Raw genomic sequence first — 12,940 nt, 5'->3', positions numbered from 1 at the left:
TCCGGAGGCCGTCATCTTGAAGACCTGGTTCATCAGCGGCAGCTCGCGCGGGCTTGGCCGCGCCATCACGGAAGCAGCCCTCGCGGCGGGAGACCAGGTGGTTGCGACTGCCCGGGATCTCCGTCAACTCGAACCGTTGCGAGAACGCTTCGGCGAAAGACTGCGGCTCGCAACGCTCGACGTCACCAATGAGAGCGCGGCACAGGCGGCCATAGCACTCGCGGTGGCGGCGTTCGGCGGCATCGATGTGGTCGTGAACAACGCCGGCTACGGAGACCTCGGGTCAGTCGAAGATACGAGCCTGGAGTCGTTCCGGCGGCAGATCGAGGCCAATCTGTTCGGAACCATCATCGTCACGAAGGCGGCGATTCCCGTGCTGCGCAGGCAGCATCGTGGGCACATCGTGCAATTTTCGTCGGTCGGCGGACGGATCGGCGCACCCGCACGCGCGGCCTATTCAGCGGCGAAGTGGGGGATCGAAGGTTTCTCGGAATCGCTGGCGCGCGAGATGGCGCTGATCGGCGTGCATGTGACGATCGTCGAGCCCGGCGGCTTCCGCACGGGCTTTGCGCAAACCGCACGTGAAGCAGATGAAGGCCGCGCGGAATACGACGCCGTCGTCGGCGCCGCCGTCAGGATGCAGCGAGATTATGATGGCCGCCAGCCCGGCGATCCCGCCAAGGCCGCCGTCGCCGTGCTGAAGCTCGTCGGTATGGATCGTCCGCCTCTGCGCATCGCGCTTGGTAGCGACGCCGTCAACGCCATCGCGGCGATGGACCGGCAGCGTCTCGAAGAGCTGGAGAGGTGGCGGACGCTCAGCGTATCGACCGACTATTGATCGGCGCGGCTCACTCGGCCGCCACCATCTGCTGCGTGCGCCACTGCCCGAGCAGAGCGCGGAGTGACGCCGGCTTCACCGGCTTGTTCAGCACCGCGACCTTTTCATCCCGCGCGGCCACCTGCACGGCGGGGCTGCGGTCGGCCGTTATCAGGATCGCGGGGATGGCGTCGCCGAAGCGGCGGCGGATGTCGCGGATGGCGGCGATGCCGTTGCCGCGGTCGAGATGATAGTCGACGAGCAGGCCGGTGACGCGGCGGCCGGCGGCTTCGATCGCGGCGATTGCGCCTTCGGGATCGGCAACCGCGATCACCTCGGCGTCCCAGGCCTTCAACAGCGTCCGCATGCCGTCGAGGATCGCCGCGTCGTTCTCGATGCAGACGATCAGTGCGCCCGAGATCGGCGTGCGCGCGAGCGGCGTCGCGCTGGTCACGGCGGCGGTGTGGGTGATCGCCTTCGCCGTCGGCACCGTCACCGAAAACACCGAGCCGCCGCCCGCGTTGGAGTCGATCGCGATGCCATGGTTGAGCACGCGCGCGAGACGTTCGACGATCGACAGCCCGAGCCCCAGCCCGCGCGCGATCCGGGCACCCTGCTCCAGGCGGTGGAATTCCTTGAAGATCTCGCCACGCTTGACCAGCGGAATGCCGACGCCGGTGTCGTAGACGCAGATCTTGAGCGAGGCGCCGCGGCGGCGGCAGCCGACCAGCACGCGCCCGCGGGGGGTATATTTGATCGCGTTGGAGATCAGATTCTGGAGCAGCCGCCGCAGCAGCAGCCGATCCGACTCGACCGGCAGCGAGCAGGGCACGAAAGCGAGCTCCAGGTTCTTGGCGCGCGCGATCGGCGCGAACTCGATTTCCAGCGAGCGCATCAAATCGGCCATCTTGAAGCTCGAGATCGAGGTCGCCATCGCGCCGGCATCCAGCCGCGAGATGTCGAGCAGTGCGCCGAGGATCTCCTCGATCGCCTGGAGCGACTCGTCGATGTTCTCGACCAGCCGCGTCTCCTCGCCGCTGTGCTGGCGCTCGACCAGGCTGGTGACGTAGAGCCGCGCCGCGTTCAGCGGCTGCAGGATGTCGTGGCTGGCCGCCGCAAGGAAGCGCGTCTTGGAGATGCTGGCGTCCTCGGCCGCGCTCTTGGCCAGCGCCAGCTCCGAGTTCAGCCGGGTCAGTTCCTCGGTGCGGTCGCGCACCCGCTTTTCCAGCGTCGCATTGGCGCGCTCCAGCGCTTCGGCCGCCTCGAACGTGGGCGTGACGTCGGTGAAGGTGATGACGAAGCCGCCGCCGGGCATGCGGTTGGTCAAAATCTCGATCACCATGTGGCGGTCGGGCAGGCGTTCCAGATAGGGCTCGCCGTCGGTGGTGTAGGCCGTGAGTCGCCGTTCCAGCATGGCCTCGCGCTCGATCGGATCGGCCGGCTCGCTCACGCCCATGAATTCCAGGATCTCGCGCAAGGGCGTGCCGAACTGGATGAAATGCGGCGGCACGTTGAGGAGATCGCCGAACTGCCGGTTGGAGCAGATCAGTTGCAGGTCGGCGTCGAACACCGCGATGCCCTGGCGCACGTGGTTGAGCGCGGTCTGCAGGATCTCGCGGTTGAAGTGCAGCGCCGCATGGGAATCGTCGAGCAGTTTCAGCGCGGCTTTGGCCGACACCGTCCGCTTGCGCAGCAGCAGCGACATCACGAGGCGCGAGGACGCCGCGCCGATCGAGGAGGCGATCAGGTGCTCGGCGTGCTGGAGCAGCTCGAAATCGGCCGGCGCCGCCTGCTCCAGCCGCACGTTGCGCCGGGCCGAGAACGCCTCGAAGGAATGCCGGGCGCGGTCGGGCCCGAGATATTGCGCAACCGTGGTCTGGATGTCCTGCACCGTGACGGTGGTGCGCCAGCGGCGGAAATTCGGAGATATCGGGGCGAGCGTGTCGGGCACGAACAGATCGGCCTGCACCAGCTCGATGGACGACGGCCGGCGCGCCAGCGACAGCAGCACATAGGTGAGGATGTTGAGCGCCAGCGACCAGATGACGCCATGCATCAGCGGGGGCAGGTCGGCACCGAACAGCGCCTGTGGCCGCAGCGCCTCGATTCCGAACGGTCCATGCTGGAGCAGCAGGATGCCTGAAGTCGAGGAGTCCATGAAGCTCGGCATGAACAGCGTGTAGAGCCACACCGCGAAGCCGACCAGCATTCCGCCGATCGCGCCGCGCGCAGTCGCCCGCCGCCACAGCAGCCCGCCGAAGAAGCTTGGCGCAAGCTGGGCGATGGCGGCAAAGGACAATAGGCCGATCGCGACAAGCTGGGTGTTGCCGAGCGCGCGGTAGTAGAAATAGGCCATCACCATGATGGCGAAGATCGCGAGCCGCCGCGAGCGCAGCAGGAAGTCGCTGAAATCGGCGCCGCCGGTGCGGCCCTCGGGCCGTCGTTGCAGCACCAGGGGCACCACGAGGTCGTTCGAGACCATGATCGAGAGCGCGACGCATTCGACGATCACCATCGCGGTCGCCGCCGACAGGCCGCCGACGAAAATGGCGACGCTGAGCAGCTCCCCGCCACCCTCCATCGGCAGCGCCAGCACGTACATGTCGGGATCGGCCGCGCCGAACGGAAAGGTGACGAGGCCCGCGATCGCGATCGGGATCACGAACAAATTGATGGCGACCAGATAGAGCGGAAACAGCCAGCGCGCGCGACCGACCTCGGCATCCGAGGAATTCTCCACCACGCTGACGTGGAACTGGCGCGGCAGCAGCATGATCGCGCACAGCGACAGCAGCGTCATGGTGAGGAAGTTGCCGATCGAGGGCGAATAGTTGATCGCGCGAACCGCCTCCGGCGTCTTCATGGCGCGCTCGATCAATTCGTGCGGCGAGAACATCCAGAAGGTGACGAAGATGCCGGCGGCGAGGAAGGCGACCAGCTTGATGATGGATTCGGTCGCGACCGCCAGCATCAGGCCGTGCTGGTGCTCGGTGGCATCCGTCTGCCGTGTGCCGAACAGCACGGCGAAGGCGGCCATCGCCAGCGTCACCATCAGCGCCATGTCGCCGAGGATCGGGATATGGGAGAACGCCTGGTCTTCGCTCAGAATGGTTTCGAGCGAGGAGGCGACCGCCTTCAATTGCAGTGCGATGTAGGGCACCGAGCCGATGATCGCGATCAGCGCGACGGTTGCCGCCACCGCCTGGCTCTTGCCGTAACGCGCGCCGATGAAGTCGGCGATCGAGGTGATGTTGTGGGCCTTCGCGAGCTGGATCACGCGGCGCAGCACGCCCGCGCCGAGCCCGATCATCAGGATCGGTCCGACATAGATCGCGAGGAAGTCGGTCGAGGCGCGGGTGGCGAAGCCGACCGAGCCGAAGAAGGTCCACGAGGTGCAATAGATCGCGAGCGACAGCGGATAGATCAGCCCGGACGCGCGGCCGCGCCCGGCCGGCGAGCGGCGGTCGCCATGGCTCGCCACCAGGAACAGAAAGCCGATATAGCCGAAGGCGACGGCAATCACGCCCCAGTCGTGGAGCATTGCGACGGGCTCTCCCAGGGCGCAACACGCGCCCGATCTCATTTTCCCTGTAAATCTAGCGCGTTGGGCGTCTGCAAGCGACAGCGAAATGCCGGGCGGGTGCTGGAACTGGCATTGTCGTTAAGCTGTGGGGCGAGCTGCCTGCACTCCCTCGCCCCGCTTGCGGGGAGAGGGTGGGGTGAGGGGGAGCTTCCGCGGGGGCGGTGATATTGGATTCGCGGAGACTCCCCCTCACCCGGATCGCATCTGGCGATGCAATCCGGCCTCTCCCCGCACGCGGGGAGAGGCGAAGAGAAGCCTCGACCGGGACCCTACTCCGCCGCCAGCGACTTTTCGCGCAGTGGCAGGCCGAGGCGGTCCCACACTTGCAGCAGGGCTTCGGCGAGCTGATCGATCAGGCCGTCATCGTGATAGGGCGAGGGCGTGATGCGCAGGCGCTCGGTGCCCTTGGCGACCGTCGGATAGTTGATCGGCTGGATGTAGATGCCGTGCTCTTCGAGCAGGAGGTCGGAGGCCTGCTTGCACTTCTCGGCGTCGCCGATGAACAGCGGCACGATGTGGGTATCGCTCGACATCACCGGCAGGCCGGCGGCATTGAGGATCGCCTTGACGCGGGCGGCGCGGTCCTGGTGGCGCTCGCGCTCCCAGCTCGAGGTCTTCAGGTGCTTGATGGCGGCGGTCGCGGCCGAGCAGATCGCCGGCGGCAGCGCGGTGGTGAAGATGAAGCCCGGCGCATAGGAGCGCACGGCGTCGATGATCTGGCCGTTGGCGGCGATGTAGCCGCCGAGGCAGCCGAATGCTTTTGCCAGCGTGCCTTCGAGGATGTCGATGCGCTGCATCACGCCGTCGCGCTCGGCAATGCCACCGCCGCGCGGGCCGTACATGCCGACGGCGTGGACTTCGTCGACATAGGTCATCGCGCCATACTTCTCGGCGAGATCGCAGATCTTCGCGAGCGGGGCGACGTCGCCGTCCATGGAATAGAGGCTCTCGCAGGCGATCAGCTTCGGCCGGCCCGGGCCCGCCTCTTTCAACAGCTGTTCGAGATGGGCGACATCGTTGTGACGGAACACGATCCGCTCGCAGCCGGACTGGCGGATGCCTTCGATCATCGAATTGTGGTTGAGCTCGTCCGACAGGATCAGGCAGTTCGGAATGAGCTTCGCGATCGTGGAGATGCCGGTCTGGTTCGAGACATAGCCCGACGTGAACAGCAGCGCGGCCTCCTTGCCGTGGAGGTCGGCGAGCTCGGCTTCGAGCTGCACCAGCGGATGATGCGTGCCGGCGATGTTTCGCGTGCCGCCGGCGCCGGTGCCGACGCGCGTCGCGGTCTCGACCATGGCGCCGACGACCTTCGGGTGCTGGCCCATGCCGAGATAATCGTTCGAGCACCAGATCACGACGTCGCGCTTGCCGTCGGGCGAGTGCCAGAGCGCATGCGGAAACCGGCCGGCGATGCGCTCAAGGTCGGCAAACACGCGGTAGCGCCGCTCGGTGTGCACACGCTCAAGGGCGGAATTGAAGAACTGGCTGTAATCCATCAGCAAAACCTGCACGGAACCGGACCAAGGGCTCGCATCTTCTTAGAGCTTTTCCAGCTCTAATGTCTATGCGCTATCCCATATTTGGGCCTCAGGGGCATTTGGGCAAAATGCCCTATCGTGCGATTTGAAACTTGATCCCGATCAAGTTCACGCGAGCCATAATGCTGCTCTGCACCATCCGCTGAAGCGGGGCCTGGCCGGCTAACGCGAGGCCCGCGCCATGAGCGGGCAGCTTTCGAGGATGGTGTCGGGGCGGGCGCCTTCGATGGCGACGCAGGGTCTGGAGGGATCGATCGCAAGCGCGTAGCGATCGAGGAGCGCGGTGCGGTCCGGCTCGCCGCGCATGTGCAATTCGCGGACACCACCGGGCAAGGGAGCCTTCATCCCGGCGCGGATACGCTGGTCAAAGATGCCGCCGGGGACGATGGGCACACCGATATCGGCGAGCAGATAGAAGCGCGACTGTGGTGGAAGCTGGGGCGCGATATAGGCGAGCGGCTTGCCGAGGATAAAGTAGGTCGCTGGCTGACGGAGTTCGTCCGCGATCTTGGGCCGGTAGGTGTCGGACCAGGGGCGGTGCCACCAGTCCGCCGGCTGCGACCACAGGGCGATCGCAACGGCGACCGTCATCATCAGCGCGTTCAGCGGAACGGAGGACGTCGCAGGCAATGTCGGCCTTGCGCCTGCAGCGAGGCGCGCGAGCAGCAGGACGATCATCGGGCCGCACAATAATTCCAGAACCACCGCGTAGCGCTGGATCGAGAACAGGCCGAGCCATGCCAGATAGGAGACCGCAAAGAGCACCACGAACTGTATGTCACGTCGTGTGAAGATCGCGCTGCTTCGCGCCATGCGCGCAAGCAAGCCGAGCACGAGTAGCACCATCACGATCGCGAAACGCGCGTCGCGGAATGGATGTTCCGCGCCCCTGTGGTCTCCCACCAGCCAGTAGAAGGGGTAGGCGAGCGCATCGGGCACGCTGTGGGGCATGAACTGCGCGTCCATCAGGTTGATGGACGCCACTTCCCTGGACTGGAACACCGCATTGAACAGCGGGAAAATCGGATTGCCGGTGTCGCGCCAGGCGATCAGGCACCATTCGCCGCCCGTCAGCGCCGCGCCGGCGATCCCGCCCAGTCCAAGAAGAACAGTGGCCTTGAGCGGACGCGTGGCGGCCAGCATCGCAGCCGCTGCACCCACGGCGTAGACGACATTGGTTAGCTTCAATCCAACCGCGGCGCCAATCAACAGCCCGGCCAGCAGGTGGTTGGCTGTGGGCGATCGGTCTGCGGCCAGGATCAGCAGGAAACCGCCGATCACAGGCAATGCAAGCAGCACGTCGGAAAAGCTGGTGCCCACCTCCGAGAGCGTCATCGGACCGAAGGCCGCGATCACGACCGCCGCCGCGGTCGCCGCGATGGTTGCGGCCTGGCGCAGGACCATGCGTGCGAACAGGCAGATGAGCGCGAGGTTGAGACCGTGAATCGCGCCCATGATCATCAGCCCATAGGGCGATGGCAGAAAGTGGCGGAGATAATAGACCGGAAAATAGACGATCGGATTGAAGTAGGTCTGAAAGCCCGGCGGAACCGCATCCAGGTGATAACGGCCGTTGAGCACGGCCCAGACATTGTATTCGTGGTAGTTCTGCCAATCCCAGTTGACGTCCTCGCCGCTCGCGAACGTGTAGAGCGCGCCTGCCAACATCGAGCAGAGGACGATGGCGACGGATGCGAGCGTCTTTCCGCGCAGGGCCGCCATCCATGATCGCCGGAATCCTCCGGCCGCGGCCGCGGAAGCCGCGTCGGACAGGTCAGCGGCTGTTGTCGCGCGTTGTTGCATCACGGCGCCAGGTGAGGGGCGGCGCCGCCACTTAAGATTGCAGAATTTAATAATGGATAAACGGTGGCCGCGTCGACCCGCTCAGGTCGTGCGGAACCGCAGCACGCCGTCGGCGGTTTCGGCCGTCAGCCGGCCCTCGACCAGCATGTAGTTGACGTGGGCGATCAGCTCGCCGGAGGCGAAGCCCATCTGGTGCACGTCGAGGGGATATTTGTTGAACACCACCGGCACCAGCTCGCGCGAGGTCTGCGGCACCTCGCGGCAGGCATCCGCGATCAGGCGGCAGCGGTCCTCGTGATGGTCGGCGAGCTGCTTGATGCGGGTCTTCAAGCCGTAGAACGGCACGCCGTGGCCGGGCAGCACCAGGAGGTCATAGGGCAGCGTGGTGGTGAGGCTTGCGAGCGAGGCCAGATATTCGCCGAGCGAGTTCTGGTCGGGCTCGACCGCCCAGACGCTGACATTGGGCGAGATCTTGCTCAGCACCTGGTCGGCGGAGAGGAACAGCTTGTCGTCGGCGCAATACAGCATCACCTGGTCGAGCGCGTGGCCGCCGCCGGTGATCACCTTGAAGCGGCGCGGGCCGATCACGACCTCGTCGCCATGCGAGATGCGGCGATAGGACGGCGGCAGCACCGAGACGCGCTTGAGATAATCCTGGCCGCGGCCGAGCAGCTTGTCGGTCAGGTCTTCGTCCATGCCGTGGCGGCGGAAGAACAGCCGCTGCGCCTCGCGCCGTTCCTCGGTGCCGCGGTTCTGGTGATAGACCGATTGCAGATATTCGACCTGCGACATCAGAAGCGGGCAGTTGAAGCGCTCGACGATCCAGCCCGCGAGCCCGACATGGTCGGGATGGGAATGGGTGACGATCAGGCGGGTGATGTGGACGCCTTGCAGCGGGCCGTCGAACAGCTTGGTCCAGGCTTCGATCGTCTCCTCATTGCCGAAGCCGGCATCGACCATCGCATAGCCGTCGCCGTCGGCGAGCAGGTAGATGTTCACATGGTTGAGGCGAAACGGCAGCTTCAGCCGTACCCACAACACGCCCGGCCGCACTTCCACGACCTCTTCGGGGCCGGGATGCTGTTCCCAGGGGTAGCGCAAAGCCTCGGCGGAGGACTGCGGGGTGTCGGTCTTCGAATGCATACTACCGGCTTAAACCCAGAGGCCGCGCGGCGCCAGCCAAAAAAGGGCGCGGGTACGGCTCGCATAGCGGTCATTCCGGGGCGTTTTTCCGTGGCCCGGACGAGCCGAAACGCTGTCATTCCGGGGCGCGCGCCAGCGCGAACCCGGAATCCCGAGATCGTGGTGCGAGATTCCGGGTTCGGCGCTATGTGCCGCCCCGGAATGACAATCAGGCCGCCCGCATGTTGTTGAGGAAGGCGTCGATCTCTCCGCGCAGCATGTCGGCCTCGCGGCGGAGCGCGTCCGAGGCACCCAGCACTTCGCTCGCCGCGGCGCCGGCTTCGGCGGAGGCGGTGGAGACGCCGACGATGTTGCTGGAGACCTCGCTGGTGCCGCCGGCCGCATGCTGGATGTTGCGGGCGATCTCGCGGGTCGCCGCACCCTGTTGCTCGACCGCGGCGGCAATCGTCGTCGTGACGTCGTTGATCTCGCCGATGATCCGGCCGATGCCCTGGATGGCGCCGACCGCCGAGGTCGTGACTTGCTGCATGCTGACGATCTGGGTGCGGATCTCTTCCGTGGCCTTCGCGGTCTGGCTCGCGAGGCTCTTCACCTCGGAGGCGACCACCGCGAAGCCGCGGCCGGCCTCGCCTGCGCGCGCGGCCTCGATGGTGGCATTGAGCGCCAGCAGATTGGTCTGCGACGCGATGGTCTGGATCAGATCGACCACGACGCTGATGCGGCTCGCGCTGTCGGCGAGGCTCTGCACCGTCGCATCGGTCGCGCCGGCTTCGTCGACCGCCTTTTTGGCGATCCCGGCCGAGGTGACCACCTGGCGGCTGATCTCGGCAATCGAGGACGACAGCTGCTCGGTGCCTGATGACACGGTCTGCACGTTGACCGAGGTTTCCTCGGCGGCGGAGGCGACCGCGTTGACCAGCGCGTTGGACTGGTCGGCGGTGTTCGACATGCTCTGCGCGGTCGACTGCATCGAGTTGGCCGACTGCGCGAGATTGTCGAGCGCGGAACGCACCGTGCTCTCGAACTCGGCGATCTTCGCCTCCATGCGCGCGGCGCGCTCGGCCTTGGCGACACGGTCCCTGTCCTGTTCGTCCGCCAGCGCCCGGGCCTCGATCATGCTGTCGCGGAACACGGTCAGCGTGTCGGTCATCGCGCCGATCTCGTCATGATGCCGCGAGCGCGCGATCTCGGTGTCGAGATCGCCGGCCGAGAGCAGCTGCATGGCGCGCTGGAGCCCGCCGATCCGGCGCAGGATGTTGCGGCCGACATAGAGCCAGACGAACAGCGCCGAGCCGACCAGCGTCAGCGCACCCAGCGCCAGCATGCTCGAGGTGGCCAGCGAAATCTCCTGGCGGGCCTGGAAGGTCGACGCGTTGGTCTCCTTCTGGACGCCGTCGACGAGCTGCTGCACGCTGATGCCGAGGCCGACATTGAGCTTGCGCGTCTCGTCCAGGATGGTCTGGCCGTAGTCGATGGCGTCGAGCTCCTTCTGGCGGATCTTGAATACGCCGGTCTTGCCCTCGCCGAAGGCGAACAGCTTTTGCACGGCGTCGCGCATCGCCTGCATCGAGGGCACGTTCGGGAGGTCCTCGAGGTTCGACTTGACGCGGTCGCGGGTCGCCTTGAACTCCTTCTCGATCGCCTCGAGCGTGTCGCTGTTGCTGGCCGAGAGCGCCGCCATCATGTCGGCGGCCATCAGATTGCCATTGGCGGAGACGGTCGAGATCTGGGCGACGGTGCGGGCGGCTTCGGTGGCGTCGTCCGCGGAGACGTCCGCCGCACCGAGGATCGCGTTCAGCCGTGTCTGTGCATCCAGCATCGCGGGACCGGCCGCGCCGACGAAGGCGAGCTGCGCCTTGCGCAGCGCTTCATACTGCTTGTCGTGCAGCACGCCGGTTTCCAGCCGTTCGCGCGCGGCCGACACCAGGCTCTGCGTCGCCTCGTCGATGCTCTTGGCGGTGTCGCGGAGCGCGGTCGCGATCTGCTTGTCGGCGCCGAGCTCGATGATCTCGCCGAGCTTGGCCATGGCGAGCTGCTGGATTTCCTGCACCTTCTTGGTCCGCTCGCTCAGCGCTTCGTCGGAGGGCGATGCCAACAGGCCCGGGCCTTGCGCCGCGAGCGTTGCGCTTTGCGAGGCGAGCTGAAGGCTCGCGGAGAGGCGCGGAATGTCGCGGCCGCTCAGATCCATCATGGTGCTGCCGAGATGCTTGAACACGAAGCCGGCGCCCGCCGAGATCACGAGGCCCATGCCCGCGATCACCGCGAAGGCCGCGAACAGGCTGCCGCGCACGCCCCATTTCGGCAACGAGAAACGAGGCCTGAAGCGGCCCAGGGCGTGACCAAGGCTCAGACGGATCGCCATCGAAATTCCCCCAGATATTCTTGCTTATGTTTTGCGGGCCGCAGTATCAGCGGCGCCGGTTAAAAAATCGCATTTGGTGCAATCGGTTGCGCTTGTTCCGCAGAGCGAAAAAAGAAAGGGCCGGCAGAGTTGCCGGCCCTTCGTCGCAAGAGAGGTCTTGGTTACCGATCAGTAGCGCGCGGCCACCGGGCCGGCCCAGTTGAAGCGGTAGTTGACGCCCGCCTTGATGGTGTGGTCGTCGGTGGTGAAGTTGCCGGTGCCCGCCAGCGGGCCTCCGGTGAAGTGCGCGTCGCCGAAATTGTAGTACTGATACTCGGCCTTGGCCGACCAGTTCGGCGCGAACATGTATTCGAGGCCGGCGCCGACGGTGTAGCCGTTGCGGTGGTCGCCATCGATCACGAAGGCGGTCGGCACGCCACCAACCGTCACCTTCTCGTTGTTGTCGGAGAAGGCGTAGCCGCCCTTCACGTAGAGCAGCCCAGGACCCCAGGTGTAGCCGACGCGGCCGGTGATCGAGCCGAGGCCGCGCTGGTCGTTGGTGTAGGCGACGCCGCCGGGGAACACCGCGCCGACGTTGCCGGAGAGCCAGGAATACTGGCCTTCGACGCCGACCACGAAGTTCGGGTTGAGCTGCCAGTCCGCACCGACCTGCAAGCCGCCGAGGAAGCGGCCGTTGCCGTTGTTGCCGGTGGAGAGGCCGTTGAAATTGTTGTCGCTGGAGAACGCGCCGCCGACATGGGCGCCGAGATAGAACCCGGTCCAGTTGTAGATCGGTGCGGCATAGGCCGGCGCGGCCTTGTTGTAATAGGGGCGGGCGCCGAGATCGGCGCCGACGGCCGGCGCGGCCGCGCCCGCCACGAGCAGCGCCACGGTCGCAAACAGAAACTTCTTCATCGTCTTGAACTCCAACACTTTGGTCCCCGGCAGGCGCGCTTTCCGCGCCGTCGTTGGTTTTGCAGATAGCTAGCTTTTGACGAAAATGCTGTCACATGCATGGCACAACGGCACCCAACCTAACTTATTGGGCTGCAATTGGTTTTCGTGCTTAATGCCGGCTTAAGAAATGCTGAAGGAAGGCTTAACCTTGCAGCCCGCGGGTAACCTGCGTGCGCCTTCCGTTAACCAAGTCGCCGCCGCGCCTCGTCGCGCATCTGCTCGCGGAACGCCGCGCGCTTGGCCGGCCGGTCTTCCTCGCGCACGTCGTGGCGATCGAAGATGTCGAAGTTCTCCAGGATCGGATAGCGCTCGCTCGCCATCGCCAGCACGCGCAGCACCTTGGTCGCAGCCAGGGTCGGGCCGCGCACCTCCCAGCGCCGGATGGTGTCGGCGCCGCCCTTCTCAGGCAATCCGCACAGCTTCGCCATGTCGGCTGCCGACAGCTTCCTGTCGAGGGCAGCGGAGAGGTCGTCGCGGAGTTGCTTCAGTTCGGGGCCGGTCATGTTGCTCGCGTCCAGGGGAGTCGCCGAAGGCAATGCACTAGCGCTGATTCGGGTCCAACCGAAGCCTCGCGCACAGCGATCGGCGGTCGCGGCCTTCAAGGAACTGATGCATTCGGTCGCGACCGTGAAGGAGCGCCACAACCGCAAGGCCTGCCGCCCGCGGCGGCGCTGATCAGGCCGTGCGACCGCGCACCGGCACCTTCGCGCGCGCACGGAGTTATGAACGGGAGTCCTATGGACATTTCCCGATCA

The 12,940-nt window shown here is 66.0% G+C and carries 8 protein-coding genes; 1 reads left to right on the top strand and 7 read right to left on the bottom strand.

Going from position 1 to position 12,940, the window contains the following annotated elements:
* Positions 1-13 precede the first annotated feature (13 nt).
* Positions 14-838, top strand: a complete 825-nt coding sequence (locus ACXJMY_RS27700) for an SDR family NAD(P)-dependent oxidoreductase (protein ID WP_456622568.1) — start codon at positions 14-16, stop codon at positions 836-838.
* Positions 839-848: 10 nt separating this feature from the next.
* Here the strand turns inward: ACXJMY_RS27700 and ACXJMY_RS27695 are convergent, their stop codons facing one another.
* The 7 genes from ACXJMY_RS27695 to ACXJMY_RS27665 form a co-directional block, all read right to left on the bottom strand.
* Positions 849-4,358: a PAS domain-containing hybrid sensor histidine kinase/response regulator gene (locus ACXJMY_RS27695; protein WP_456622522.1), complete on the bottom strand. Its 3,510-nt coding sequence runs from the start codon at positions 4,356-4,358 to the stop codon at positions 849-851.
* Between the two features lie 311 nt (positions 4,359-4,669).
* Positions 4,670-5,899 (bottom strand): 5-aminolevulinate synthase, encoded by a 1,230-nt coding sequence (gene hemA, locus ACXJMY_RS27690; protein ID WP_456622521.1) that lies wholly within the window; start codon positions 5,897-5,899, stop codon positions 4,670-4,672.
* Between the two features lie 204 nt (positions 5,900-6,103).
* Entirely contained in the window at positions 6,104-7,663 is a 1,560-nt protein-coding gene (locus tag ACXJMY_RS27685; RefSeq protein ID WP_456622520.1) for a glycosyltransferase 87 family protein, read from the bottom strand.
* 162 nt (positions 7,664-7,825) lie between these two features.
* The gene (locus ACXJMY_RS27680; protein ID WP_456622519.1) at positions 7,826-8,887 is read right to left on the bottom strand and encodes an MBL fold metallo-hydrolase; all 1,062 of its coding nucleotides are present in this window, start codon (positions 8,885-8,887) and stop codon (positions 7,826-7,828) included.
* A 208-nt stretch (positions 8,888-9,095) separates the two neighbouring features.
* Positions 9,096-11,249 carry a methyl-accepting chemotaxis protein gene (locus ACXJMY_RS27675; protein WP_456622518.1) on the bottom strand — a complete coding sequence of 718 codons (2,154 nt, stop codon included), beginning with the start codon at positions 11,247-11,249 and terminating at the stop codon, positions 9,096-9,098.
* A gap of 168 nt (positions 11,250-11,417) precedes the next feature.
* Positions 11,418-12,143, bottom strand: coding sequence for an outer membrane protein (locus ACXJMY_RS27670; protein WP_456622517.1), 726 nt, complete (start codon positions 12,141-12,143; stop codon positions 11,418-11,420).
* A gap of 224 nt (positions 12,144-12,367) precedes the next feature.
* A complete protein-coding gene (locus tag ACXJMY_RS27665; RefSeq protein ID WP_456622516.1) occupies positions 12,368-12,688 on the bottom strand; it encodes a hypothetical protein in 321 nt (106 codons plus the stop codon).
* Between the last annotated feature and the right edge of the window lie 252 nt (positions 12,689-12,940).

The sequence above is a fragment of the Bradyrhizobium sp. P5_C12 genome (genome assembly GCF_054049735.1).
The sequence above is the reverse complement of the archived record's forward strand: the minus strand, read 5'-3'. Positions and strand labels throughout refer to the sequence as shown.